The organism is Rhodoferax fermentans, assembly GCF_002017865.1.
GTDB lineage: Bacteria > Pseudomonadota > Gammaproteobacteria > Burkholderiales > Burkholderiaceae_C > Rhodoferax > Rhodoferax fermentans.
The window spans coordinates 2,814,184-2,840,462 of the sequence record NZ_MTJN01000002.1; the positions used below are offsets into that span (position 1 = coordinate 2,814,184).

At 62.0% G+C, this 26,279-nt stretch carries 23 protein-coding genes; 13 read left to right on the plus strand and 10 right to left on the minus strand.

What is annotated here, in order from left to right; genetic code table 11:
• Positions 1 to 21: 21 nt before the first annotated feature.
• Positions 22 to 1,212: an MFS transporter gene (locus tag RF819_RS13220; RefSeq protein ID WP_078365425.1), complete on the minus strand. Its 1,191-nt coding sequence runs from the start codon at positions 1,210 to 1,212 to the stop codon at positions 22 to 24.
• A gap of 61 nt (positions 1,213 to 1,273) precedes the next feature.
• Between RF819_RS13220 and RF819_RS13225 the strand changes: the two genes are divergently transcribed.
• From RF819_RS13225 to RF819_RS13235, 3 genes are all read left to right on the plus strand, one after another.
• A complete protein-coding gene (locus RF819_RS13225) occupies positions 1,274 to 2,614 on the plus strand; it encodes an AmpG family muropeptide MFS transporter (protein WP_078365426.1) in 1,341 nt (446 codons plus the stop codon).
• Between the two features lie 101 nt (positions 2,615 to 2,715).
• Positions 2,716 to 3,423, plus strand: a complete 708-nt coding sequence (locus RF819_RS13230; RefSeq protein ID WP_078366937.1) for a response regulator — start codon at positions 2,716 to 2,718, stop codon at positions 3,421 to 3,423.
• On the plus strand, positions 3,423 to 4,763 hold the full coding sequence (locus RF819_RS13235) for a sensor histidine kinase (RefSeq protein WP_078365427.1): 1,341 nt from the start codon (positions 3,423 to 3,425) through the stop codon (positions 4,761 to 4,763). The genes RF819_RS13230 and RF819_RS13235 overlap by 1 nt, the downstream gene beginning before the upstream one ends.
• A 311-nt stretch (positions 4,764 to 5,074) precedes the next feature.
• Here RF819_RS13235 and waaF read toward each other — a convergent pair whose 3' ends face one another.
• The 3 genes from waaF to RF819_RS13250 all read right to left on the minus strand — a co-directional run bounded on the left by waaF (position 5,075) and on the right by RF819_RS13250 (position 7,343).
• Positions 5,075 to 6,106, minus strand: a complete 1,032-nt coding sequence (gene waaF, locus RF819_RS13240) for a lipopolysaccharide heptosyltransferase II (protein WP_078365428.1) — start codon at positions 6,104 to 6,106, stop codon at positions 5,075 to 5,077.
• A gap of 89 nt (positions 6,107 to 6,195) precedes the next feature.
• Entirely contained in the window at positions 6,196 to 6,399 is a 204-nt protein-coding gene (locus RF819_RS13245; protein WP_078365429.1) for a zinc-finger domain-containing protein, read from the minus strand.
• 5 nt (positions 6,400 to 6,404) lie between these two features.
• Complete coding sequence (locus RF819_RS13250) at positions 6,405 to 7,343, minus strand: branched-chain amino acid transaminase (protein WP_078366938.1); 939 nt, start codon at positions 7,341 to 7,343, stop codon at positions 6,405 to 6,407.
• A gap of 190 nt (positions 7,344 to 7,533) precedes the next feature.
• Here RF819_RS13250 and RF819_RS13255 point away from each other — a divergent pair, with 190 nt between their 5' ends.
• Positions 7,534 to 8,157, plus strand: coding sequence for an outer membrane lipoprotein (locus RF819_RS13255; RefSeq protein ID WP_078365430.1), 624 nt, complete (start codon positions 7,534 to 7,536; stop codon positions 8,155 to 8,157).
• A gap of 50 nt (positions 8,158 to 8,207) precedes the next feature.
• The gene (locus RF819_RS13260) at positions 8,208 to 8,771 is read left to right on the plus strand and encodes an OmpH/Skp family outer membrane protein (RefSeq protein ID WP_078365431.1); all 564 of its coding nucleotides are present in this window, start codon (positions 8,208 to 8,210) and stop codon (positions 8,769 to 8,771) included.
• Here RF819_RS13260 and radA read toward each other — a convergent pair.
• Positions 8,765 to 10,147 (minus strand): DNA repair protein RadA, encoded by a 1,383-nt coding sequence (gene radA, locus RF819_RS13265; RefSeq protein ID WP_078365432.1) that lies wholly within the window; start codon positions 10,145 to 10,147, stop codon positions 8,765 to 8,767. The genes RF819_RS13260 and radA overlap by 7 nt on opposite strands.
• A 195-nt stretch (positions 10,148 to 10,342) precedes the next feature.
• Here radA and RF819_RS13270 point away from each other — a divergent pair, with 195 nt between their 5' ends.
• The 5 genes from RF819_RS13270 (at position 10,343) to RF819_RS13290 (ending at position 17,081) form a co-directional block, all read left to right on the plus strand.
• Positions 10,343 to 11,008 (plus strand): response regulator, encoded by a 666-nt coding sequence (locus RF819_RS13270; RefSeq protein WP_078365433.1) that lies wholly within the window; start codon positions 10,343 to 10,345, stop codon positions 11,006 to 11,008.
• Entirely contained in the window at positions 11,005 to 12,363 is a 1,359-nt protein-coding gene (locus RF819_RS13275; protein ID WP_078365434.1) for an ATP-binding protein, read from the plus strand. Before RF819_RS13270 ends, RF819_RS13275 begins: the two co-directional genes overlap by 4 nt.
• A gap of 83 nt (positions 12,364 to 12,446) precedes the next feature.
• Positions 12,447 to 13,937, plus strand: a complete 1,491-nt coding sequence (locus tag RF819_RS13280; protein WP_078365435.1) for a Do family serine endopeptidase — start codon at positions 12,447 to 12,449, stop codon at positions 13,935 to 13,937.
• Positions 13,938 to 13,954: 17 nt separating this feature from the next.
• On the plus strand, positions 13,955 to 14,290 hold the full coding sequence (locus RF819_RS13285) for a hypothetical protein (protein ID WP_244899904.1): 336 nt from the start codon (positions 13,955 to 13,957) through the stop codon (positions 14,288 to 14,290).
• 163 nt (positions 14,291 to 14,453) lie between these two features.
• Positions 14,454 to 17,081, plus strand: coding sequence for a cation-translocating P-type ATPase (locus RF819_RS13290; RefSeq protein WP_078365436.1), 2,628 nt, complete (start codon positions 14,454 to 14,456; stop codon positions 17,079 to 17,081).
• A 12-nt stretch (positions 17,082 to 17,093) separates the two neighbouring features.
• Here RF819_RS13290 and RF819_RS13295 read toward each other — a convergent pair whose 3' ends face one another.
• Both RF819_RS13295 and alr read right to left on the minus strand, forming a co-directional pair.
• Positions 17,094 to 18,305: an HD-GYP domain-containing protein gene (locus RF819_RS13295; RefSeq protein ID WP_143541706.1), complete on the minus strand. Its 1,212-nt coding sequence runs from the start codon at positions 18,303 to 18,305 to the stop codon at positions 17,094 to 17,096.
• Positions 18,305 to 19,447, minus strand: coding sequence for an alanine racemase (gene alr / locus RF819_RS13300; protein ID WP_078365438.1), 1,143 nt, complete (start codon positions 19,445 to 19,447; stop codon positions 18,305 to 18,307). Before alr ends, RF819_RS13295 begins: the two co-directional genes overlap by 1 nt.
• Before the next feature lie 129 nt (positions 19,448 to 19,576).
• On the opposite strand from alr, the gene lplT reads away from it, so the two are divergent.
• Positions 19,577 to 20,860: a lysophospholipid transporter LplT gene (gene lplT, locus RF819_RS13305; protein ID WP_078365439.1), complete on the plus strand. Its 1,284-nt coding sequence runs from the start codon at positions 19,577 to 19,579 to the stop codon at positions 20,858 to 20,860.
• Between the two features lie 38 nt (positions 20,861 to 20,898).
• Positions 20,899 to 21,384 carry a glutathione peroxidase gene (locus RF819_RS13310; protein ID WP_078365440.1) on the plus strand — a complete coding sequence of 162 codons (486 nt, stop codon included), beginning with the start codon at positions 20,899 to 20,901 and terminating at the stop codon, positions 21,382 to 21,384.
• 74 nt (positions 21,385 to 21,458) lie between these two features.
• Here the strand turns inward: RF819_RS13310 and RF819_RS13315 are convergent, their stop codons facing one another.
• On the minus strand, positions 21,459 to 22,517 hold the full coding sequence (locus tag RF819_RS13315) for a 3-deoxy-7-phosphoheptulonate synthase (protein ID WP_078365441.1): 1,059 nt from the start codon (positions 22,515 to 22,517) through the stop codon (positions 21,459 to 21,461).
• A gap of 298 nt (positions 22,518 to 22,815) precedes the next feature.
• Between RF819_RS13315 and RF819_RS13320 the strand changes: the two genes are divergently transcribed.
• Positions 22,816 to 23,643, plus strand: coding sequence for a PRC-barrel domain-containing protein (locus RF819_RS13320; protein ID WP_078365442.1), 828 nt, complete (start codon positions 22,816 to 22,818; stop codon positions 23,641 to 23,643).
• A gap of 425 nt (positions 23,644 to 24,068) precedes the next feature.
• Here the strand turns inward: RF819_RS13320 and RF819_RS13325 are convergent, their stop codons facing one another.
• A complete protein-coding gene (locus RF819_RS13325; RefSeq protein WP_143541707.1) occupies positions 24,069 to 25,310 on the minus strand; it encodes a hypothetical protein in 1,242 nt (413 codons plus the stop codon).
• A gap of 519 nt (positions 25,311 to 25,829) precedes the next feature.
• Positions 25,830 to 26,201 carry a hypothetical protein gene (locus tag RF819_RS13330; RefSeq protein WP_078365444.1) on the minus strand — a complete coding sequence of 124 codons (372 nt, stop codon included), beginning with the start codon at positions 26,199 to 26,201 and terminating at the stop codon, positions 25,830 to 25,832.
• Between the last annotated feature and the right edge of the window lie 78 nt (positions 26,202 to 26,279).

Genomic DNA, 26,279 nt, shown 5'->3' on the forward strand with positions numbered 1-26,279 from the left:
ATCAGGCCATCTGGCCGGATATCAAGTGGCTTTGCGCCACACCCCCAGCACAATCGCGGCGGCCAGCGCCTGAACGGCCGCGATGGTCAGCACCGAGCCGCTCCAGCCCCAGGCTTCATAAGCCAGGCCCGCACCCCAGGTGCCGACTGCACCCCCCGCGTAATAACTCATGTAGTAGAGGCCGGTGGCCAGCGAGCGCCCCTCGGTCACGGTTTTGGCCAGGGTGCTGATGGTGGCCGACTGGCACAAAAAGACACCGCTGGAACACACCGCCAAGCCGATCACAATCACCGGCAGGCTTGGCACCAGCGTCATCAGCAAACCGCTGGCGGAGGTGGCCAAGGCCCACAACAGCGCTTTCATGAACCCCAGGCGCTCCAGATGGCGGCTGGTCAGTGGCGTCACCAGCACACCCACCAGATAGACCGCAAACACATTGGCCAGCCCGGCCGAGGACAGGTGAAACGGTGCCGCCGCCAGATGCAGGTTGACGTAGGTGAAGGTGCCCACCAGCGAGAACAACACACAAAAACCCACGGCGCAAGAGGCCATCAGTCGCTGGTTATGCAGATGCCGCCACAGGGTGGTGAACGCGCCCTTGACCTGACGGTTGGGCACAAAGTGGCGCGAGGCAGGCAGACGCCACCACACCAGCAGAGCACCCAACAAGGTCATGGCGGCCAGCACCACAAAGGCGCCGCGCCAGCCCAGCCAATGCCCCGCGTGCCCGGTGATAAAGCGACCGCAAAAACCACCCATCACCGTGCCGCCGACATAAATCGACATCATGCGTGCCAGGCCGCCACCGCGAAACTCTTCGCCAATGTAGGCAATCAGCACCACCACAATGCCCGGGATCGCCAGCCCCTGCAAGAAGCGCAAGCCAATCAAGGCGTTCAGGCTGTGTGTCAGCGGGATCAGCGCGGTGGGCAGCGTCAACGCAAACAGCGAGACACAGATCACATTGCGGCGCCCCAGGGCGTCTGAGAGCATGCCGATGAACGGGGAGATCAGCCCCACGGCCAGCACCGTGGCGCCGACAGTCAGACCAGCTTGCAGCGGTGAGGCGGCAAAGTCGCTCATCACCATCGGCAGCACGGCCTGGATGGCATAAACGTTCAGGAAGGCAAAAAAACCGATCAGCCAGACGATGGGCTGCGCGACCTGTTGACCGTCACCAAGGAAATACAGGCGCAGTGGGTGGAGTGACATGCGGAAATTTTAGACACCCGAGGTGCAGAGGGTGCTGTTGTCGCCCCGCTATCATGCCGCGATGACTTTGAACGACTCAAGCGCCACACCCAAGCCTGTGGGCTGGCTGGCCACCCTGAAGGTGTATCTGGAACCGGCCTCGCTGCGTATGCTGCTGCTGGGATTTTCGGCGGGCCTGCCGCTGCTGCTGGTGCTGGGCACGCTGAGCTTCTGGCTGCGTGAGGCGGGCATTGACCGCACCACCATCGGTTACCTGAGCTGGGTGGGCCTGGCCTACGCCTTCAAATGGGTCTGGGCGCCGCTGGTGGATCGGCTGCCGATCCCGCTGCTGACGCGTTGGCTGGGGCGCAGGCGCAGTTGGCTGCTGCTGTCACAGCTCGCCATTCTGACCGGGCTGGTGGCCATGAGTTTCAACGACCCGCAGGTGGCGCTGGCGCCGGTGGTGTGGGGCGCATTGGCGGTGGCTTTTGGCTCGGCCACACAAGACATTGCGCTGGACGCGTTTCGCATCGAGTCGGCCGATGTGAAGCGGCAGGCCGCACTGGCCGCGTCCTACCAGACCGGTTACCGGCTGGCCATGATCTGGGCCGGTGCCGGTGTCTTGTGGGTGGCGGCACGGGCCCAGCCTGAGGGTGTGCTGGGTTACCAGCATGGCGCTTGGCAGACCGCTTATCTGGTGATGGCGGCCAGCATGCTGCTGGGGGTGTTGACGGTGCTGCTGTCGGACGAACCCCTGCGCCGAGTTTTGCCGCCCAGCAAAAACCTGGCCGAGTGGCTGCACGGTGCGCTGGTGGCGCCGTTTGCCGATTTTTTGAGCCGTTTTGGCTGGCAGGCCGCGCTGATCCTGGCGCTGATCGCCACCTACCGCATCAGCGATGTGGTGATGGGCATCATGGCCAACCCGTTTTATGTGGACATGGGTTACAGCAAGGACGAGGTGGCGGCGGTGACCAAGGTGTTTGGTGTGATCATGACCCTGGTGGGCGCGTTTGTGGGTGGTGTCTTGTCCATGCGGCTGGGGGTGATGCAGGTGCTGATGCTGGGCGCGGTCCTCAGTGCCGCCAGCAACCTGCTGTTTGCGTATCTGAGCACCCTCGGGCACGACCTGAGCTGGCTGATTGCGGTGATTTCGGCCGACAACCTGGCCGGTGGCATGGCGTCGGCGGCGTTCATTGCTTACCTGTCGAGTCTGACCAATGTGGCGTATTCGGCCACCCAGTACGCGCTGTTCAGCTCCATGATGCTCTTGCTGCCGAAGTTCCTGGCGGGTTATTCGGGGCGTTATGTGGACAGTTTTGGTTACCCCAGTTTTTTTGTCGCCACCGCTTTGCTAGGTGTGCCGGTGTTGCTGCTGGTGTGGCTGGCCTCAAGGCTAAAAGTGGCCTCTAGCCCTGATGAATAAAGGGCTGGTAGCTATTTGTTTTGAAATCTTTGTGTCGGCGTGTTTACCTATCTTTACGCACACTTCAAGCCTGCGAAGCGCTGGCTGACTAGACTGCCATGATGAACCAACAGCTTTTGATGATCGAAGACGATGCCCGCCTGGCCCACATGGTCTGTGAATACCTGGGGCAGTCCGGCTACACCGTGGCCCACGCCGGAGATGGCCAAAGCGGGCTGACCGCGCTGCAAAACAAACCGCCGCACCTGGTGATCCTGGACCTGATGCTGCCCGACATGGACGGCCTGGAGGTGTGCCGCCGCATCCGTGCGCTGCCCGGCGCGCTGGCCGCCACACCGGTGCTGATGCTCACCGCCAAGGGCGACCCGATGGACCGCATCATTGGCCTGGAAATGGGCGCCGACGACTACCTGCCCAAGCCCTTCGAGCCGCGCGAACTGCTGGCCCGTATCCGCGCGGTGTTGCGCCGCCATGTCGAAGGGGCCCAGCCGGTGGCCAGCAGTGTGCTGCGTTTTGGCTCGCTGGAAATTGACCGCGACGCGCGCGTGGTCAGTGTCAGCGGCCAGCCCTGTGAGCTGACCTCCTACCAGTTTGACCTGCTGGTGGCCCTGGCCGAGCGTGCGGGCCGGGTGCTGACCCGCGACCAGATCATGGAGGCGGTGCGCGGGCGCGAGTTGGACGCGTTTGACCGCTCGATCGACGTGCACATGGGCCGCATCCGCGCCGCCATTGAAATGGATGCCAAAGACCCCAAACGTATCCTGACGGTGCGTGGTGTGGGTTACGTCTTTGCCCGGCAGCAAGACTGATGTTCCAGAAACTCTACGTTCGCATCTGGCTCGCGGTGGTGCTGGCTGTGGCCGTGCTGATCTTGCTGGTGGGCTGGATCTGGCGCATGACCGCCGACCCGCCGCCGCGCGAGGTGGTGGTGAGTGACGAGGCCGGGCTGATCATTGGTCGCGGGCGGCCACACCACCTGCCGGACGATCTGTCCAGTCGCGAGTGGCGTGAGCAGCGCCGTGCCGCACGGGAGGCGCGGCAGCAAACCGAGCCGTTTGGCCCGGCCGTTCCGGCCGCGGGGCCTGCCAGCGATGAGTCCGGCGCTCTTGACCCGAAGGAGGCTGCGGCGTCTTCGGCTGCTGAGCCTGATCGCCCGGCAAGCCCTGAATTTGTCGTGCGTATGCGCGACGGGCAGACCATGCGCATGCGTCTCACGCGCCCGCCGCCTTCTGTCTGGAGCCGCCCGCCCTTTGGTTTTGCCTGGATGCTGGTGTGGGTGGGTATTGCGGTGGCGCTGGCCACCTACCCGATTGTGCGCACCCTGACACGTCGGCTTGAGCGCCTGCAAGACGGGGTGCAACAGTGGGGTGAGGGCAACCTGTCGACCCGTGTGCCTGAGACGGGTTCGGATGAGGTGGCCTTTCTGGCCAAACGTTTTAACCAGGCTGCCGAGCGGGTTGAAACCCTGGTGAAGTCACATGAAGCCTTGCTGGCCTCGCAGAAATCGCTGCTGGCCAATGCCTCGCATGAGCTGCGCTCGCCGCTGACACGCATCCGCATGGGGCTGGAGCTGCTGGGCCCCAGCGCGTCTGAGGCCTTCAAGAGCGAAATTGCCCGCAACATCAATGAGCTGGACCAGCTGATCGAAGAGATTTTGCTGGCCAGCCGACTCGATGCCCGCCAAAGTGACATGGGGACGGTCGAGTCGGTGGATCTGGTGGGCCTGTCGGCCGAGGAATGTGCCCGTGTGGGCGCCGAACTGGTCTTGCCAGAGGGTGAGGCGGCATTCCAGGAGCTGCCGGTGCAGGGTGTGGCCAAGTTGCTGCGTCGTGCGGTGCGCAACCTGCTGGAGAACGCGCGCCGCCATGCCGCAGGTGAGGTCAGTCTGAGTTTGTTGCAGACCAGCACCCAAGCGCAGATCCGCGTGTGTGACCAGGGGCCGGGTGTACCGCCTGAGCTGCGTGAACGCATTTTTGAGCCGTTTTACCGCCTGCCCGGCGCCACCGAGCGTGACGGGGGGGTGGGCCTGGGTCTGGCGCTGGTGAAATCCATCGCCGAACGCCACGGCGGCCGTGTGTTTTGTGAAGGTCGACCCGAGGGTGGCGCCTGTTTTGTCGTCGAATTGCCCTTGCAAGCCCCCAAAAATTAACGATTGCTTGCAAAAAAGTCATTTTTTCTGCAAAAAAACTCGCAATATCCCCCAAATGGGGGATACCCAAGACTGTATCAAGTCGGTAAAGTTCACCCAGCTGCTGTCACAGTCTTGAAGCAAAACTCTTGAAAAGATCGTTTGGTGTTTTCGAGTTTGCAAGGTTTCCAACGACGTTCCCTCTCGGGGGAACTTTACAAGCCACCTTCGGGTGGCTTTTTTTTTGCCTCAACGCGGGCGCTGTCACCCAGGTTGATCTGCCGGATTGGCATCAAAATGGCCTCTGGCCCTTTTGAAATAAGGGTTGATAGCTATAAAAAAGCAAGTGCCTGCGTGGCGTCGATGTCGTTCAGGCAGCGGGTGTGGCCCAGCGGGCAGATACGCTCAAAACACGGTGCACAGTCCAGCGGTGGTTGGTACGCGGGGTCGTTCTTGAGCCACAAGACATGCGCCGCCGCATTGAGCGGTGGGGTGTGCAAAGGGCTGCTGGAGCCAAAAATCGCCACCTGGGGCACACCAAACCCGGCGCCCACATGCATCAGGCCCGAGTCATTGCTGATCAGGCCCTGGGTGGCGCTGATCAGGCACAGCGCCTGGGCCAGCGAGGTTTTGCCCGCCAGGTTCAGGATCGTGGCCTGGCTGCTGCCATCGGCGCCCTGGCAGGCCTGTGTGATCTCGGCACACAGGTCCGCTTCCTTGCCTGAGCCCAGCAACACCACCGGTTTTTGGAGCTGGCGTGCCAGCTCGGCAAAGTGGCGGGTTGGCCAGCGTTTGGCCGGGCCGTATTCGGCACCAGGCGCCATCACGTAATAGCCGCTGCGTTGCAGACCCAACGCAGACAGGCAGGCATCGGCCTCGGTGGTATCCAGGTGCAAGCGGGGTTGGTCGCTGGCCACATCACCCTCACCACTGAGGGCCGAGTAAAACGCCACCATCGGCGGGCGCTGGCCCTTGGCGGGGTTTTTCATGCGGTGTGTGAGCAGGCCCACACGCGCTTCCCCGAGGTAACCGACACGCTCAGGGATACCCGCCAGAAAGGGCAGCAACGCACTTTTTAAGGAGTTGGGGCAGATGTAGGCCACATCAAACTGGCCGTCCATCTGTTTGGCCAAGCGCCGCCGCTCACGCAGTTGCAGCCCGCCGTGGGCAAACGGGAACTCGATCACCTCGGCCACCTGCGGCATGGCCCGGTACACCGGGGCCACCCAGGGCAGGGCGCCCACGGTCAGGCGCTCACCACGCGCCTGCAGGCGGCGCAGCAGCGGCTCGGTCATGACCGCGTCACCAATCCATTGCGGGGCAACGATCAGGGCGCGTTTGACCGGCGACGATGACGGTTTCATGGAGTGCTCAGTCGCTTCAATTCACACGCCAGCTGGCACCTTGCCCGCTCAGGTGCCAAGTGGGTGGCCCCTGCCACGTTGAGTGGCATTTAATGGCCGTGGAAGTGTTCGCCAGGCTTGAGCTGGTAGACCGTGCCGCAGTACGGGCACTTGGCCTGGCCAGTGCGTGCCACGTCCAGGTACACCTTGGGGTGGGTGTCCCACTGCTTCATGTCGGCCAGCGGGCTGGGGCAATAGACCCCGCCTGCATGGTTGAGGTCTTTGGCCAGGAGTTCGACAACAGGTTTGCTCATGGTGATCAGACTTTCGTGAGCCAGTGGGCGTATTTGGGGTTGCGTCCGTTGACGATGTCAAAAAACGCGCTCTGGATTTTTTCGGTGATCGGGCCGCGGCTGCCGCAACCAATTTCCAGACGGTCGACTTCGCGGATCGGGGTGACCTCGGCGGCGGTGCCGGTGAAAAACGCTTCGTCGCTGATGTAGACCTCGTCGCGGGTGATGCGTTTTTGCACCACCTCCAGGCCCAGGTCCTTGCAGATGTGCAGGATGGTGTTGCGGGTGATGCCGTTCAGGGCACCAGCCGACAGGTCGGGGGTATAGACCACGCCGCCCTTGACGATGAACAGGTTTTCGCCCGCGCCTTCCGAGACAAAACCGCTGGCATCGAGCAGCATGGCTTCGTCGTAGCCGTCGTCGGTGGCTTCCATGTTGGCCAGGATCGAATTGGTGTAGTTGCTGACCGCCTTGGCCTGGGTCATGGTGATGTTGACGTGGTGGCGGGTGTAGCTTGAAATCTTGACACGGATGCCACGTTTCATGCCCTCTTCACCGAGGTAGGCGCCCCAGGGCCAGGCCGCGACCATCAGGTGGATGGTGTTGCCTTTGGGCGAGACACCGAGTTTTTTGTCACCGATCCAGGTCAGCGGGCGCAGGTAGCCGGACTCCAGTTTGTTCTCACGGATCACCGCGCATTGGGCTTCGTTGACCTGCTCCGGGGTGAACGGAATCTTCATGCGCAGGATCTTGGCGCTGTTGAACAGGCGCTCGGTGTGTTCTGCCAGCCGGAAAATCGCCGGGCCGTTGACCGTGTTGTAAGCCCGCACCCCTTCAAATGCGCCGCAGCCGTAATGCAGGGTGTGGGTCAGCACATGGATCTTGGCGTCACGCCAGTCGACCATCTGACCGTCCATCCAGATTTTGCCGTCGCGGTCAGACATCGAGGGGGGAAGGGGGCTCATGGTGTATTCCTTAAAAGTCAGCGCACCGCTGAAGGTCAAATCGGCGATTTTAAGGGGCTGTTCTGAGCCCTTGCGGCGGCGCCACGGTGACATTTGCTCACAAGTCCGAGCCGGTCAAGTGGGCGGTTGGGAGTATCCTTGTTGTTTACCCGGTGGCTTGCCATCCTTCTGTTCTGATCTGGAGCTTCTTATGTCACACCCCGCCCGCTCTGTCCGTTCTGTCTATTATTTGGCCGGTGCTTTGTTGGCCCTGGCCGGCGGGCTTGCCGTTGCACAAACCAACTGGTCGTCCGAGCCTGCTGCAGTGGAGAGCCCGAAGGCTGCCAAGGCACGTTTTGAGGCTGACAAAAAACTCTGCGCCGACGAGTCCTCGTCCCAGGCGCGTCTGCAGTGCCGTCGTGATGCCCAGTCGGAATATGACAAGGCTCTGGCCAGCCTGCGTGCCAAGGGCACCTACAGCACCCAGCCCGCAGCAGCCAGCTGCGCCGAATGCGCCCGCGTCACTGCTGTGCAGGTGGTGGAAAGAGAGGGTGACAGCAATGCGGTCGGCCTGATCGCCGGTGGTGTGGCGGGTGCGGTGCTGGGGCGTCAGATCGGGGGCGGCTTTGGCAAAGACCTGGCCACCGTGGCCGGTGCCGCCGGTGGTGCCTATGCCGGTAAAAAAATCCAGGAACACATCAACACCACCCAGGTCTGGCAAGTCAGTGTGAGTTACACCCAAGGTGGCAGCGCCAAATTTGACTTTGCGCAGGACCCGGGCTTCAAAGTGGGTGATGCCGTCAAGAAATCGGGCAACACCTTGGTTCGGCAGTGAGACTTTCGTCGCACAATCCCAGTTTTACACTCACTTCATCTCCACACATCATGACCCAACGCAGCCCTTCACTTCTTGACTCATCCCGTACGTTTCGCCGCTGGGGCACCAGCCTGTTGCTCGGCTGTGTGTGTGCCATGGGCGTGGGGCTGGCCCAGGCGGCCGACTTCTCGGCCGGGCGCATTGCTTTTGTCAACATGGAGCGGGTGTTGAAGGAGTCGAGCCCTGCCAAAACCAGCATGGGCAAGCTGGAGAAAGAGTTCTCAGCACGCCAGAAAGAGGGCGCCGCCAAGGACGTCGCTTTCAAGGCCGCCGTGACCAAGTACCAGACCGATTCTCCGGTGCTCGCCGAAGCACAGCGTCTTGAACAACAAAAGAAGTTGCTCGAGCAGGAGCGTGACCTGCAGAACACCCAGCGCAGCTTTCAGGAAGATCTGAACAAACGCAAGAACGAAGAGTTGCAAAAACTCGTCGCCAGCACCAACAAGATCATCAAACAGATCGCTGCTACCGAAAAGCTGGACTTTGTTCTGCAGAGCGCGATTTTTGTTGACCCGAAAAACGATGTGACCGACCGGGTGCTGAAGCTGCTGGAGACCGCAGGCGCTCAATAAGCCAGGTCCCTGACCACCGCCATCGCCTGTTCGACCCGCTCCACCGCGTGGATCGTCAGGCCCTCAAAGTCTTTGGACTGGAGGTTTTTGGGCAGGTTGGCCTTGGGCACCACCGCCACACTGAAACCCAGCTTGGCGGCCTCTTTGAGTCTTTCCTGACCGCGCGGGGCCGGGCGCACCTCGCCCGCCAAGCCCACCTCACCAAACGCAAAAAAGCCCTTGGGCAGTGGCTTGCCACGCAGGCTTGAAGTAATTGATAGCAACACCGCCAGATCCGCTGCGGGCTCCGAGATCCTGACGCCCCCAACGGCGTTGACAAACACATCCTGGTCCATACACGCCACACCGGCGTGACGGTGCAATACCGCCAGCAACATCGCCAGCCGGTCCTTGTCCAGCCCGACACTCAGGCGCCGTGGGCTGGGGCCACCACTGTCCACCAGCGCCTGGATTTCCACCAACATCGGGCGTGTGCCTTCGAGCGTGACCATGACACAGCTTCCGGGCACCGGTTCGGCATGCTGGCTCAAAAAGATGGCGCTCGGGTTGCTCACGCCCTTGAGGCCTTTCTCGGTCATGGCAAACACACCAATCTCGTTGACCGCACCAAAGCGGTTCTTGATGGCGCGTACCAGCCTAAAGCTCGAATGCGTGTCACCCTCGAAATACAGCACGGTGTCGACCATGTGCTCCAGCACCCGTGGCCCGGCCAGAGCGCCCTCTTTGGTGACGTGACCGACCAGCACAATACACACCCCGCTGGCCTTAGCAGCACGCGTCAGGTGCGCAGCACATTCCCGCACCTGGGCCACCGAACCGGGTGCCGAGGTGAGTTGTTCGGAGTACACCGTCTGGATCGAGTCGATCACCGCGATGTCGGGCCGGGTCGATTCCAGCGTGGCCAGGATTTTCTCCAGCCCGATCTCGGCCAGCACCCGCACCTGTGAGCCGTCCAGCCCCAGGCGCCGGGCGCGTAAGGCCACCTGGGCACCACTTTCTTCCCCGGTGACATACAGCGTGTTTTGACCGCTGCGCTGCAGCGAGTCCAGCGCCTGCAGCAGCAGGGTCGATTTGCCGATGCCGGGGTCACCACCGATCAGCACCACCCCCCCTTCGACCATGCCGCCACCCAGTACCCGGTCCAGTTCGTCGTGGCCGGTGGGGATACGCGCCATGTCTACCGCGTCGATGTCACCCAGGATTGCCAACTCGGCCGTTTTGGCCAGCGAGGCGAAGCGGTTTTTGGTGGGTACGCTGCTCTCAGGGGCCGACTCCACCAGGGTGTTCCAGGCGTGGCAATGCGGGCATTTGCCCAGCCATTTGGGGCTGATGCCACCACATTCTGAACACACGAAAACGGTTTTGTCTTTGGCCATGCCGGGATATTACTGTATAAATCACCAGATTTTTAAGCGCCGTTGTGGTCGCCCGGTGGCTTCGCTGGCCTGGGTTTAAGTTTGATCTAAGCCAGGGCTGGCAGCATCCAGGGGATACACCCTGGGTGTGACCGTGCCAAGTGCCCGCCAGAAGGACGGGCTTGGCAGAATGGTGGTTCTGCTTTTCTCAAACCCATGCGACTACTTCTTGTTGAAGACGATGTGATGATTGGTGAGGCCGTGCTGGACCTGCTGCGCGCCGATGGTTACGCGGTAGACTGGGTCAAGGACGGCGCCCACGCCGATGAGGTGTTGCGTGAGCACGGTTATGACCTGCTGCTGCTGGACCTGGGCTTGCCCACCTGCGACGGCCTCACGGTGCTGGAGCGCCTGCGTGCACGCAAGGACCGGGTGCCGGTGTTGATCGCCACCGCTCGGGACGCGCTAAACCAGCGTGTGGCCGGGCTGGACAAAGGCGCCGACGACTACATCATCAAACCCTACGAATTCGACGAACTGCTGGCGCGCATCCGGGCACTGCTGCGCCGGGCCGCCGGGCGTGCTGAGCCGGTGTATGAACACCTGGGTGTCAGCATCGACCCCGCCACACGGGAGGTGTTGGTGCGCGGGCAGGCCGTGTCGCTGTCGGCGCGTGAATGGTCGGTGCTGGAGTTGTTGCTGGCGCGTCCGGGTTTGGTGCTCTCGCGCAAACAACTCGAGGACAAACTCTACAGCTGGCGCGACGAGGTCAGCAGCAATGCGGTCGAGGTGTACATCCACGGGCTTCGCAAAAAACTGGGGGCCGAGTTGATCCAGAACGTGCGGGGCGTCGGCTACATGATGCCCAAGGGTGCGCCGTGAAGCTGCCACATACCCATTCTCTGCGGGCCCGGTTGTTATGGTTTTTATTGGTGGCGGTGGTGGCCACGGCCTTGCTCCAGGCGGCTGTGGCCTACCGTGCCGCGCTGGCCGAAGCCGACGCCTTGTTTGACATCCAGATGCGGCAAATGGCCTTGTCGCTCAGCCCCGGCATGCCCGAGGGGGGGCAACTGGTGCCGAGTGACGGCAGTGGTGACCAGTATGATTTTTTGATCCAGGTCTGGACTTCTGACGGGTCGAGCCTGTTTCAGTCCACCACCCATGCGACCCTGCCCCAGCGTGCGGTGCTGGGTTACTCCACCATCCAGGCGCGTGGCACCACTTACCGGGTGTTCTCGTTCGATACCGGCTCGCAGGTGATCCAGGTGGCGCAGGATGAACAGGTGCGCCAAGCCATGGCGGCCAAGCTGGCGTTACGCACCGTGTTGCCCACCGTGGCGCTGGTGCCGCTGCTGATGTTGCTGGTCTGGTGGGTCGTGAGGTCCTCATTGGCTCCGGTGACACGGGTGCGCAAGCAGGTGGCGGCACGTGAGGCCGATGAACTCGGGGAGCTCGCCGAAGATCAGTTGCCCGACGAAATCCGTCCGCTGGTGCACGAGCTCAACCTCTTGTTTGGCCGGGTCACGCAGGCGTTTGAGGCACAGAAAAACTTTGTGGCCGATGCGGCGCACGAGTTGCGCACCCCGCTGGCCGCGCTCAAGTTACAGGTGCAGATGCTGCGCCGCGCGGCAGACGAGCGCAGCCACGACATCGCGATCAACCGGCTCAACGCCGGCATCGACCGGGCCAGCCGACTCATCGAGCAACTGCTGGTGCTGGCACGCCAGCAGTCCGGCACGCAGGCCCAGAGCACCACGGTGGATCTGGGCACCATGGTGAAAACCGTGTTGGAAGAACAGGCTTTCCCGGCCCAGGCCAAACAGATCAGCATCGATACCCAGATCAGCACCCCAGTCTGGGTGTTGGGCCAGGTGGATGCCCTGCAGATCCTGGTGCGCAACCTGGTCGACAACGCCATCAAATACACCCCGACCACCGGCCGCATCCTGGTGACGGTGTTGAGCGAGGACGGTCGACCCTGGCTGGAGGTGCATGACAGCGGTCCGGGGATTGCGCCCGCCGACCGCAGCAGGGTGCTGGACCGTTTTTACCGCGTGGCCGGTTCCGAGGTGGGTGGCAGCGGCCTGGGGCTGGCCATTGTCAAAACCATCGCCGATGCCCAGCAGGCACACATCACGCTCGACACCTCCGAGCTGCTGGGTGGTTTGTGTGTCAGGGTTGAATGGCCCACCCCGGTGTTGCCCCTGGCACCCAACGGCTTGACCCAAGCCTCTTAAGCCCGGTTTAAGCGGCTTTAAGCCCGCTCTAAGCTGGGGTTCACACACTGAACGGGTGTTCAACAAAGTGTGGAGAAACCGCTATGAAAAAACCGTTTGTTGCCAGCCGTGTGGTGTTGTCCCTGGTGCTTGGGGGTGTTCTGGGTGGCGCTGCCGTCACCACCTTCAGCCTGACCCATGCCCAGGCCGCCTCGCTGGTGTCCTCTGCGCCCGCAGTCTCAACCGCTGTGCCCAACGCGCCGATGGGCTTGCCAGACTTCTCGCAAATCGCCCAGCAGCATGGCCCGGCGGTGGTCAACATCACCGTCACCTCCCTGAAGAAGGTGTCCAACCAGGGCGGCGGCGGAGCGCTGCGCCAGCGTGGTTTTCCGGGGTTGGACCCGGACGACCCGTTTTACGAATTTTTCCGGCGTTTCCAGGGCCCTGGCGGTGATGTCTCCCCCACACCCACACGTGGTGAGGGCTCGGGCTTCATCGTCAGCGCCGATGGCCTGATCATGACCAACGCCCATGTGGTGCGTGACGCGACCGAGGTCATGGTCAAACTGACCGACCGGCGCGAGTTTGCCGCCAAGGTGCTGGGCTCCGACCCCAAGACCGATGTGGCGGTGATCAAGATCGACGCCCACAACCTGCCCACCGTGCCGCTGGGCCAGGCCAAGAACCTCAAGGTGGGTGAATGGGTGCTGGCGATTGGTTCACCGTTTGGGTTTGAGAACAGTGTTACCGCCGGGGTGGTCAGTGCCAAAGGCCGCTCCCTGCCCGATGACAGCCTGGTGCCCTTCATCCAGACCGATGTGGCGGTGAACCCGGGCAACTCGGGCGGGCCGCTGTTCAACACCCGCGGTGAAGTGGTGGGCATCAATTCGCAGATCTACAGCCAATCCGGCGGTTACCAGGGCCTGTCGTTTGCCATCCCGATCGAGCTGGCCAGCAAGATCAAGGACCAGATTGTGTCCACCGGCCATGCCAGCCATGCGCGTTTGGGGGTGGCCATTCAGGAGGTCAACCAGGCGCTGGCCGACTCGTTCCATCTGGTTCGTCCCGAGGGTGCGCTGGTGTCGAGTGTGGACGCCGGTAGCCCGGCCGACAAAGCCGGTTTGCAAAGTGGTGACGTGATCCTCAAGGTCAATGGCCAGCCGATTGTGGCTTCCAGCGACTTGCCTGCGCTGATTGGCGCTGCCGCACCGGGTGACAAGCTGGAGCTCGACATTTGGCGCCAGGGCAAGCCCGAACACCTCAGTGCCAAAGTGAGCGACGCCAGTGACAAGGCAGAGAACGTGGCGGCAGCGCCCGGCGCTGCCGGTCAAGGCCGTCTGGGCCTGGCCTTGCGCGCCCTGACACCGCAGGAAAAACGCGCGGCCGGTGTTGCGGCTGGTTTGTTGGTGGAAGACACCACCGGTCCCGCAGCATTGGCCGGTGTCCAGGCCGGTGATGTGTTGCTCGCGGTCAATGGTGCGCCGGTGCAAAGTCTGGAGCAGGTGCGCAGCCAGGTGGCCAAGTCGAACAAGTCGGTGGCCCTGCTGATTGCGCGTGACGGCAGCCGGATCTTTGTGCCGGTGCGGCTGGGCTGATGTGGCATCGGTCGTCATTGACACCGCGCCCACGTGGCGCGGCAGAGCCCGCCGCACCTGAGGCGGCGGGTTTGTCGGCCCACATCCTGCCCACCTCGGCCACGATGATTGGTGTGTGTATGACGGTGCTGTCCATCGGGCGCGTGGGTGCGGGCGCCAGCTGGCACATGCTGATCGACAAGGCGCTGGCGGTGGATGCGCTGATTTTCCTGGCCAGCGCCTTTTTGTCGTTTGCCGCCATGCGGGCCCAGGTGGGTGGGCGGCGTTATGAGCGCGGGGCTGACGTGGTGTTTCTGGCGGGTCTGGGGGTGCTGGTGGTGGTGGCGCTGAGCCTGGCTTTCACCATTCGCTGAGTGTCTGTCGGTGCGCTGCAGCCCACTTGGCGCGCCACTTTTGTCCAATAATGGGTGCGTGGACAGAGGGGCTGTAGCGACCTGCTGTTGCTGGGATGACCGGGTGGGCATCTTGTATTTTTGATAGCTACTAGGCCAATAAATACAAGGGCTAGGAGCCAAAATGACTGATAAAAACACGCCAGGTGCGTCACCGCTGGATGACACGCTGGCAGCGTCCGGTCTGACGGCCGCGCAGGCGGCAGAGCGTTTGCAGCAAGACGGCCCCAACAGCCTGCCGACCGACCAACCGCGTGGCCTGTGGGCCATCGTGCGCGAGACCTTGTCTGACCCGATGTTTGCCCTGTTGCTCGGTGCCGCTGTCTTGTACCTGCTGCTCGGTGACTTGCAGGAAGGGCTGATCCTGCTGGGCTTGGTGTTGGTGGTGCTGGCGCTGACCCTGTACCAGGAAGGCAAGACCGAACACGCGCTGGCCAGCCTGCGTGATTTGACCAGCCCGCGTGCGTTGGTGCTGCGCGACGGTGAACCGCGCCGTGTTGCCGGGCGTGAGGTGGTGCAGGGCGACCTGCTGATCCTGGCCGAGGGTGACCGTATTGCCGCTGACGCGCTGCTGGTGCAGGGTGAGGAGGTGCAGGTGGATGAGTCGCTGCTCACCGGTGAGCCCTTGCCGGTGGACAAACAGGCGGCGGTGGACGCGGGTGTGTTGCCAGCTGCGCCGTCCTCGCAGCTGTTTTCTGGCAGCCTGCTGGTACGCGGCCATGGCCGGGCACGGGTCACCGCCACTGGCGCACGCAGCGAGATTGGTCACATTGGCAGCGCCCTGGAGAGCCTCACAAGTGAGGCCTCACCGCTGCGCCTGCAAACCGCGCAACTGGTCAAAACACTGGCGCTGATCGCGGTGGTGGCCAGCCTGTGCCTGGTGCTGGCTTATGGCTTGCTCAAGGGCGACTGGCTCGGTGCGCTGCTGGCGGGCATTGCGCTGGCGATGGCACTGCTGCCACAGGAGTTCAGCGTGGTGCTCACGGTGATCCCGGCGCTGGGCGCCTGGCGTTTGTCCAAACACAAGGTGCTGACCCGACGTATTGCCGCGATCGAGACCCTGGGCGCCACCAGTGTGTTGTGTGTTGACAAAACCGGCACCCTGACCGAAAACCGCATGACCGTGGCCCAGCTGTATGCCGAGTCGGCCACCAGCCTTGCGGGTGGTGTGATCCAGGGGGAGAGCCTGGGCGTGGACTACGCCCGCAGCACCGAGTTGCCGGAGGCCTTCCACACGCTGGTGGAGTACTCGATCTTGGCCAGCATGAGTGACCCGTTCGACCCGATGGAGAAAGCCTTTCACCGCCTGGGTCAGCATTTTTTGAAAGACACCGAACACCTGCACCGCGACTGGACCCTGATGCAGCACTACGGCCTGACGCCCGAGTTGCGCGCCATGTCCCACGTCTGGAAAGCGGTAGAGGGCCAGGCCCATGTGGTGGCCGCCAAAGGTGCGCCCGAGGCGATTGTGGATTTGTGCCACATGGACAGTGCCGCCCAGGCACGCGTGGCGGCGGCAGTAGAGGTGATGGCGGCGCAGGGCCTGCGGGTGCTGGGTGTGGCACGGTCCCGTTTTGAGGGCATGGACTGGCCGGCCATCGAGCACGACTTTGCCTTTGAATTTGTCGGCCTGCTGGGCCTGGCCGACCCGTTGCGGCCAGAAATCCCGGACGCTGTGGCGCAGGCGCGCGGTGCGGGTATCCGGGTCGTGATGATCACCGGTGACTACCCGGCCACCGCCCAGGCCATTGCGTTGGCGGCGGGCCTGCCGGTGCCAGCGGTGGCTGGCCCCAACCAAGACTGGCTGTTGACGGGTGATGATGTGAATCAGCTCGACGATGCCGCCTTGCAGCAGCGCATGGACACGGTGAGTGTTTGCGCCCGGATTGCCCCGACCCAAAAGCTGCGTATTGTGCAAGCGCTCAAAGCCAACGGTGAGGTGGTGGCCATGACCGGTGACGGCGTCAACGACGCGCCAGCGCTGAAAGCCGCCCATGTGGGTGTGGCCATGGGCGAGCGCGGCACAGACGTGGCGCGAGAGGCGTCGTCGATGGTGCTGCTGGACGACAACTTTGCCGGGCTGGTGCAGGCGGTGCGGCTGGGGCGGCGCATTTTTGACAACCTGCGCAAGTCCATGTGTTACATCCTGGCGGTGCATGTGCCGATTGCTGGCATGGCGCTGCTGCCGGTGCTGCTGGGCTGGCCCACGGTGTTGTTTCCCTTGCACATTGCGTTTCTGGAGCTGGTGATTGACCCTGCCTGCTCGATGGTGTTTGAGAACGAACCACCCGAGCCCGACCTGATGCAGCGCCCGCCGCGCGATGTGACGACACCCTTGTTTGGTGGTCTGACGCTGCTGTGGGCCCTGCTGCAGGGCCTGGGCGCGCTGGCTGTGGTGCTGTTGGCCACCTGGTGGGGCATGGCCCATTTGGGGGAAGGTGCGGCGCGGGCCTTTGCTTTTGCCACCCTTGTGGCGGGCAACCTGGCGCTGATCCTGGTCAACCGCTCGCGCAGTGGCTCCCTGGTGAAGAGTTTGCGGGTGCCGAACCGCAGCTTGTGGTGGGTGTGTGCGGCTGCACTGGCCCTGATGGCGCTGGCCCTGTACCAGCCCTGGCTGGCAGGCCTGTTCATGTTTGATGTGTTGCCGCTGCCCTGGCTGGCCGTCGCACTGGGGCTGGGTGGCCTGCTGGTGGCGGTGTTTGAGGGTGTCAAAACCGCCGGGCTCCTGCACACAGCAGCCCGGGCTCGCTGAGGCCCGCGCGGGCTAAACCCCGTGCAGCTGGCGTAGGCGTTGCACCTTGTCCAGGTTGACCTTGACCTGCACCGTGTGGGCGGCCACCGCTGCTTTCACGGCCTGTGCGGCTTGGCTGGTGTTGCGGTAGCCGTAGGCGCTGACCGGCATGCCAGAGGCATTGATGATGCTGGCCACATGCGGGCTGTTGGCCTTGTGGCCGCGGGCAATCACCACCGCCGTCTCGCCAGTGGCCAGCAACACATAACTGCCGGGTGGGTAAAAACCCAGCGCCGCCGCCATGGCGTGGCGCAGCAAGGTGGTGTCGGGCGAGCTGTTTTTGACCAAAATTTTGGTGGCGTCCAATGGCAACATGGCTTGGCGCACCCGGCGCGGTGCCATTTTGGCGGTCAGCGTGTCGGCCAGATGCAGCAGGCGCACCAGCATCAAGGCGTTGGGGTCATCCGTCAGCAGGTCCGGCGTGTGGTGCCAGCGCACCAGGTCCAGCAGGCTGCTGTCCTTGACACCCAGCGCGCTCAGCATGCTCACACTCAGGCCCGCGTGCTGGTTGATGTCTTGCCGTTGTGCCGGGGTCGGGCTGGTTTTCTGGAGGGTCAGCGTGTCCTGCAGGCGCGCCATGCCCATGTTCATCACCAGCGCCGCGCGCAGCAGCGTGAAACGTGCCGCCAGCGGCAGCGCCAGCTTGTCGGCGGTGAGCACCGCCACCACACCGGTCAGCAGCGCATGGCTGGCGCAGTAGCCCAGTTGTAACTCGGGCAGTGCCTGGAACAGCACAAACAGGCCCTCGTCGGGGTCCTGGGTCAGCAAGGCCAGTGCCCGGTCTTCCAACGCCTGCAGCCGGGGCAGCGGGCAAACCGCCAGCTCCCCCTGGTAAAGCAGGCCACGCAACACATCCTGCACATCCATCCAGCCGCCGTTGAGCTCGTGGCCCGACAAAAAGTCTTCTTCCTCAATCACCCAGGGCAGTGGCAGCTGGGCAATCAGCAACATGTCGGCGCCCTCGTTGTAGAAGGCCCGCATCTGGCGCTCCAGGCTTTTTTGCCAGGCCTGGGCGTCGGTTTCAGTCATGCAGGCCTGGTGGCTGCGCAACATCTCGCGGTGCGCCTCAGACTGCAAGATCTGCTGGCGGCGTAGCAACAGCCGCCCGCTCGGGCTCCAGATGTCCACCGGCAGCGGTTTGCCCAGCTGCACCCGCTCCAGCGGCACTGGCCGATAGCTGGACATCAGTCCTGGACCTGGACTTGCACCGGCACCCGTGGCGCCAGTGCACACATCAGCTCGTAACCCAGGGTGCCCGCGTGTTGGGCCACCTCGTCAATGCTGAGCACGACACCATTGCTGGCGCGGCCCCACAGCGTGACCTCGGTGCCAAAACCAACCGCCTGGCCTGCCGCCACCAGCGGTGTGAGGTCCACCGCGAGCATGTCCATGCTGACGCGTCCGAGGGTGCGGGTGCGCACGCCAGCCACCAGCACCGGTGTGCCGGTCGGGCAAATGCGTGGGTAACCGTCGGCATAACCGCAGGCCACCACGCCCACAACGGTTGGGTGTTCTGCCACAAACTTGGAGCCATATCCGATGCTAGCCCCCGTATCTATTGATTGAGTAGCTATGAGTTTTGAGGACAGCGTCATGGTCGGCAACAAATCCCAGTCGGTGATGTTGTGCTCTGGAAAGTCGGGCGAGCTGCCATACAGCACGATGCCGGGCCGGATCCAGTCCGAGGCCAGGGCCTCGTCGTTGCCTTGGGCTGCATCGTCGTCGGGACGGGTGTGGCGCAGGGTGGCCGCGCTGTTGCTCACCGAGCGTTCGCCCGGCAAATCACGCGTGAACTGGTTGAACACCTTGATCTGGTGTTGGATGCCACGCTGGCCATCGGCGTCGCTGAAGTGCGTCATGAACGAGATCTCGTCCACCTGGGGCAGGGCGTTGAGGCGGCTCCAGGCCGACCGAAAACGCTCGGGCGTGAAGCCCAGGCGGTTCATGCCCGAGTTCATTTTGAGGAACACCCGGTGTGGCACATTGGTCTTGTGCGCCGCCAGCATGTCGATCTGTTCGTCGCAATGCACCGCATGCCACAGGTCCAGGCGCGAGCACAGCTCCAGGTCACGCGCCTCAAACACACCTTCGAGCAGCAGGATTGGGCCGCGCCAGCCCAGGCTTCGCACACGCTGGGCCTCATCCAGGTCGAGCAGGGCAAAACCGTCGGCACTGCGCAGGCCCTCATAAGCGCGTTCGATGCCGTGGCCGTAGGCGTTGGCTTTGACCACCGCCCAGGCTTTGGCGTCGGGTGCTGCGCGGCGGGCACGCATCAGGTTGTGTTGCAGTGCAGCAGGATGGATGGTGGCGAGGATAGGGCGTGGCATGGCAGAGGGGGCTTGGGGACAATAGCGACAGGCCAGATTTTGACACCGCTCTACCGTGCTATAACTCCGGCCTGTTCGGAGACAACTTACCTCGATTGGAGCCTGCAAGCCAGGCATGTCTTTTCCCTGATGAAACGCGGTTTTTACACCATCATGGCGGCGCAGTTTTTTAGCTCGCTGGCCGACAACGCCTTGTTTGTGGCTGCCGTGCAATTGCTGCGCTCCAACCACTCTCCCCAATGGCAACAAGCGGCTTTGGTGCCGATGTTTGCGCTGTTTTATGTGGTTTTGGCGCCTTTTGTGGGCGCCTTGGCCGACTCCATGCCCAAGGGCCGGGTCATGCTGATCAGCAACTTCATCAAGGTGGCGGGCTGTTTATTCATGTTATTTGGCACCCATCCGCTGATGGCCTATGCGGTTGTCGGCCTGGGTGCTGCGGCGTATTCACCGGCCAAATACGGCATTCTGACCGAGCTGCTGCCGGCCTCCCAACTGGTCAAGGCCAATGGCTGGATCGAGGGACTGACCATCGGCTCGATCATCCTGGGGGTGCTGTTGGGTGGCCAATTGGTGGCGCCCATGGTGGCCGACAAGATTCTGGCGGTGCATTTCCCCATTGCCTATCTGGGCATCAACACCCGGGCCGAGGCCGCCATTGCGGTGCTGATCCTGGTCTACCTGCTGGCGGCCTGGTTCAACACCCGCATCCCGTTGACCGGGGTGCTGATGCGCCCGCTGCCCAAGAAAATGAGCTCGCTGCTGCCCGATTTCTGGTCGTGTAATGCCCGCCTGTGGCGCGACAAGCTGGGCCAGATCTCGCTGGCCGCCACCACCCTGATCTGGGGTGTTGCCGGTAACCTGCGGTTTATTGTGTTGGCCTGGGCGGCTGCCGCGCTGGGCTACGGTGTGACCCAGGCCTCGGCCTTGCAAGGGGTGGTGGCGATTGGCATGGCGGTGGGCGCGGTGGTGGCCTCGATGCGCATGCGGCTCGAAGACGGCCCGCGTGTGATCACCCTGGGCATCGGCATGGGGTTGCTGATCATCATGCTGATCTTCATCACCAATGTCTGGGTGGCGGCGCCGTTTTTGATTTTGTTGGGCGCGCTGGGTGGCTTTTTGGTGGTGCCGATGAACGCGCTGTTGCAGCACCGGGGCCACAACCTGATGGGCGCCGGGCGCTCGATTGCGGTGCAAAACTTCAACGAACAGGCCTGTATTTTGGTGCTGGGCGCGCTCTACAGCCTGTCCACCGGCCTTGGGCTGCCGACCTTTGGCGCCATCACCATGTTTGGCCTGGTGATTGCTGGCTTCATGTGGCTGATCAAACGCTGGCATGCCCGCAACTGCCGCGACCATGCGACTGAGGTGGAGCGGCTTCTCGCGATAGCCAGAAACGACAAAGCCCACGGGTGATGTCACGGCGTGTTTTCACGCACATTCGAAAGGCTCCCATGACCACTGTGTATGACTTTGAGGCGCTGTCGATTGACGGCAAACCGGTGCCCCTGAACCAGTTCAAGGGCCAGGCGATGCTGATCGTCAACACCGCCAGTGCCTGTGGTTTCACGCCGCAGTTTGCCGGGCTAGAGAAGCTGCATGAAACTTATGGCGCCAAAGGGCTGGTGGTGCTGGGTTTTCCGTGCAACCAGTTTGGCGCGCAGGACTCGGGCAGCAATGGTGAGATTGCTCAGTTTTGCCAGCGCAACTACGGCGTGAGTTTTGCGATGATGGCCAAGATTGATGTCAATGGCAGCGGTGCCCACCCGCTTTACCAATGGCTGTGCAAGGAAGCGCCTGGTCTGCTGGGCAGCAAGGCGATCAAATGGAACTTCACCAAGTTTCTGGTGGGTAAAGACGGCGCCGTGCTCAAACGTTACGCCCCCACCGACACCCCGGCCAGCCTGGCCAAGGACATTGAGGCCGCGTTAGCGGCCTGATCCGGCGCCTCAGCCCCCCTCACCCCGACCCTCTCCCGTTGCGTGAGAGGGTGAGAGCAGTCGCTACGCGATGTTCACATGGAACGGCTTGCCAGCCGCAAAGCGGCGTCGCGCAGGGCGTCTTCGGTGGCCGTCCAGCCCAGGCAGGCGTCGGTGATCGACACGCCGTAACGCAGGTCTTCGGGCTTGCCCAGTTTCTGGTTGCCTTCCTGAATGTTGGACTCCAACATCACGCCCTTGATGGCGCGGTTGCCCTCCACCAGCTGGCCCACCACGTCCTTGAGCACCAGGCTTTGCAGGTTGTGGTTTTTGCGCGAGTTGGCGTGGCTGCAGTCGACCACGATGTTGACCGGCAGCTTGGCCGCCGCCAGCTCGTCGGCGGCCTCGGCCACCGACACCGAGTCGTAGTTGGGCACACTGCCGCCGCGCAGGATCAAATGGCCAAACGCATTGCCCCGGGTGTGGGTCAGTGCCACCTGGCCAAATTCATTGATGCCCAGAAACGCGTGGGGCTGGGCAGCGGACAACATCGCGTTCACCGCCACGTCCAGGCTGCCGTCGGTGCCGTTTTTGAAGCCGACCGGGCTCGACAGGCCGCTGGCGAGTTCGCGGTGGGTCTGGCTCTCGGTGGTGCGGGCACCAATCGCGCTCCAGGCAATCAGGTCGCCCAGGTACTGCGGGGTGATCGGGTCCAGCGCCTCGGTGCCGCAGGGCAGGCCCATGTCGTTGAGGTCTACCAGCAGCTTGCGGGCGATCTGCAGGCCTTCTTCGATGCGAAAGCTGTCGTCCATGTGCGGGTCATTGATCAGGCCCTTCCAGCCGACGGTGGTGCGTGGTTTCTCAAAATACACCCGCATCACCACAAACAGCTGGTCTTGCACCTCGGCCGCCAGCGCCTTGAGGCGCTGTGCGTAGTCCATGGCGGCCGGGATGTCGTGAATCGAGCACGGCCCCACCACCACCAGCAGGCGAGGGTCGCTGCCTTGCAGGATGTTGGCCACCGTCTGGCGCGCCTGGCTGACGGTGCGCATGGCACGGTCACTGGCGGGCACCGCGTCGTGCAGCGCGGTGGGTGACAGCAGGGTTTGCTGCGACAGCACGTTCAGGTTTTCAAAGGCGTTCGGGAAGGTCATGATGGTGTGATGAAAAATGTGGCTCTGGCCCTGATTTTACGTGGGCTGGCAGCTATGCTAAATATAGTGCGCTGGCGGCCATGGCGTGAGGATGCTGGGTGAGCAGTATCAGCCAGGCCACTTTTCTTGACAAGACTTTGCAAACTCAACTGCCAGCGGCTGACCCCATCAGCTCGGGCAGCTACTGATCATGTAGCGCATGTGTTTGCCGGGTGTGACCCTTAGCGCGCTGGCGCACAGAGCCCAGCCGGCAAAACGTCCACAGTGGGGCCTTGTTCACCACACTGAAGGATGCGCGATGTTGCGAAGCATGAACGACCTCAAGGGTTACACCATTGGCGCCACCGATGGCGAAATTGGCCACGTCACCGACTTTTTCTTTGACGACCAGCGCTGGACCATCCGCTTTCTGGTGGTCGAGACCGGCTCCTGGCTGCTCAGCCGCAAGGTGCTGATCTCGCCGTTTTCACTGATGCAGGCCGACTGGGAACACAAACGCCTGCCGGTGCGTATCACCCGCGAGGCGGTCAAAAACAGCCCCGACATCGACACCAACCAACCGGTGTCGCGCCAGCACGAGGTGCAGTACGCCGACTACTACGGTTACCCCTACTACTGGGGCAGCGACGACCTGTGGGGCAACGGCCTGTACAACCCGGTGCTGGCACCACCGGCTGGGCTGAACCCTGAGGCGCTGGCCCAAGTGCGGTCCGAGGTGGCTGGTGTCTACGCCCGCGCCGAGCAGACCCTGCGGCAAAACGACGACCCGCACCTGCGCAGTTGCCAGGCGGTGCTGGGTGACCACCTGGAAGCCAGCGACGGCGACATCGGCCATGTGCAGGGCATGCTGGTCGATGAAGACAGCTGGACCATCCGTTACCTGGTGGCCGACACCAGCAACTGGTGGCTGGGGCACCAGGTGCTGATCCCGCCAGACTGGGTCAGCGACATCCGCTGGGCCGATTCACGCGTCAGCGTCAACCTGAGCCGCCAGGCCATCCAGACCAGCCCGCGTTTTGATGGATCAACCCCACTGACCCGTGAGCAAGAGCAGGCGCTTTATCACCACTACGAACGCCCGAGCTACTGGGAGCGCGAGCACTCAACCGCGCCGGACCGGGCGTAGGCGGGTTGTCTGCGGGCTTGGCCTCGTTAGGTGTCGGCTGGGTATGTATGAAAACTGTCTCTAGCCCTTATTTCAAAAGGGCTGGTAGCTATGACTGCTGTAGCTGTTGCGAGGTGGCAGAGGCCTGCGTTGCGCAGTGTCGCCAATCATCAGTGCCGTCATTTGCTGCCCATGCGTGCGCCATTTTCGCCATACAGCCGAAGGCAGATTGAGGCTGAAAGCGGGTTCACACGACAGGCAGCTTTCAGTTTCGCCAGCCCCCCCGCTCAGCAGCCTTTCATGACCTTCGGTATCGTTCCCTTGGCGATCGGTGGCTACACGCTCCATAGCGGTCATATGCTCCCGTTAAATTGCGAATTCGAGTGCTTGCTGTACTGATGTCCAATGGGCAAACTGTCCGTCAGAATCTGATGCGCCGCAAGGCATCATGGTGTGTGTGGACGAGGACTCCGAAAACGACGCACCCGCGCGACGGTTTGTTTAAGCTTAGTGAGGACGGCAAGATCGGTGGGCATATCGAGAAATTCGTTTGCTTCATCAAGTGTTCGAAAACGGCCCGTGTTCCCTATGTGAAATAAGACCATTGGTCTAAAGTGCCGTTGCAGCTGAAAGCAGTAGGTCTTTGCTTGGGTACTTTCGCCTCCTGTGTGTACGCAGCTGTTGCGGTATTCCCGCAGGTGCTCTAGCGCCTGCGTGGCGAATCCCGTGTCGTCCCACAGGAATGCACATCGGCGTACGACCGCGTCGTAGTCGCCGTACCCAGGCGACGAGAGACGTTCGACTGCGCTCCAAAGCCGGGTGAAAGCGGTTGTCTGATTCCACTCGTCGAGTGCCCGCACATACATGAGCAGCGCCTCGACAATATCCTCACGGTACGGACAACGTGACAGCCTCCTCAGAGTCAAACGTACCCGCTGGCGAACCTTCGCTGCGTCTTTCGGCTTGTAGGGGTCTGTGGCTACGTTGTGCGGCTCGAACCAAATCTCTTCGGTAGCTGAGCTTCCATTAGGGCGGTGAATAGTGTGGATCGCTCCGAGGCGTACCGAATTAATCGGGATCCAGCTGCGCCCGTTCATCTCCATCTCTTTGTTACAAAACAAGCACCAGAGCGCCCGATGCAAATCGATAGCACGCATGGCCGCAGTCAAAGCCAGAGCCGGTCTCTTTGCAGTGACGGTAGCAATGATCTTGTTGTAGTTCTGAGGGCTTTCAGTAGCGGGCACTCGCTGATCTTGAATTTGTACAGATCGGCTCGTAGCAAACTTACGCGGATACATAGAACCACAAAACTGTATCTGCACATTTTCGACGATTGTCTTCCCAAGAATTAGCTGACTTTCAAACGAAACAGAAGTGAGTACGTGGAACTTTTCCTCGCGCTGCGAAAGCTCCACCGATAGTTGTTTGTTGAGCTCCTTTAAGAAGCTTTCCTTTGTTAGTTCACCAGGGTCGTATGCGACAGCCTTCCATATCAGATTGGCGTGGTCGATGTCACGTGCAACAGGGGGAAACACCAGCATGGAGTGCAGCAATGGCAAGGTGTAGTCGAGATCCCACCCGGAAAAAGAAGCGCCTTTGCCCTCTGGATTGCGCGTTCGCACTGCAACTATGCGATTCAGAACTAACTCTGGCTTGAAGCGAGGAGACTTTTTCCACTTAACGGGCATCACGGCATCCTCTCGTTCTCTTCAGTCATAGGCTCTCTCAAGTGATTTTCTTTGTAGGCACTAGAAATGACGTGGACATTTGCCTCGGGCAACAACTTTCAAAAAGTCACGAACCCAAAGCCTGTCTGCATCGTCTTATTGTGTACTCCATTTGAGCGGGCACACTTAAGTCCTACGCGGCATTTTGGATGCCTGTTGTTGAACTGGCCATTCACGAAGAGGGTGATCATTAAATACTCGACTCACGCTGAAAACCTGAGGCAGCTTCAGGATGGCTCGACCTGTTCATCCCCTACGCTGCTCATTGGAAATTGGCTTCCAAAATAGCGGTTACTGGTGAATTTCAGCACATGGTGAATGGCCGATGCGACAAGCCTTGAAATTGACGCCACATTGCTTACTGTCAGGCTTCTGGGGTGCCTGACCGGTCTGGAGCGATCATTTCAGGGAAACAGATGTCAGGAGACGCTGCAAAACGGTAGGCCACATCAGTACCTTTGCAAGACTTTTCGCCAATCCTCACTCAGACGCCAAGAAGCCAAATCGCTTGGCTACAACTGCACCTATCGCAGCCGCAATTGGTGTACCCAAGAAATAGATCAACCAGCCATTGGCAGCTTCATGCGACGCAGAAAACAGAACTATCAAGGCAACACAGGTGAGTAGTACGTTCAAGCCACTCAGTCCGCCCAAACACGAGGTGTCCGAAATTTCCAGGTAACCAGTGATGGCCAACCAAATCCAATGTGGCGCTGAATATGCCAGGTAGGTAAGCGCAGAACCTTCAACCGCGCTTTGCAGGCCTGCGGCGGTCATTTCTGGTGGAGGTGCAGCAACTGCGGTAGCAATGACAACCATGAGCGGGATGGCAAGTTGAATCAGGTAGCGCATGCCAGAGTCCTTCGGTGGCGAACAAAGTTCTCCTTAGATTGTGCCAAGGCCGACGCTTTAGACCATCCCCCGATTGAG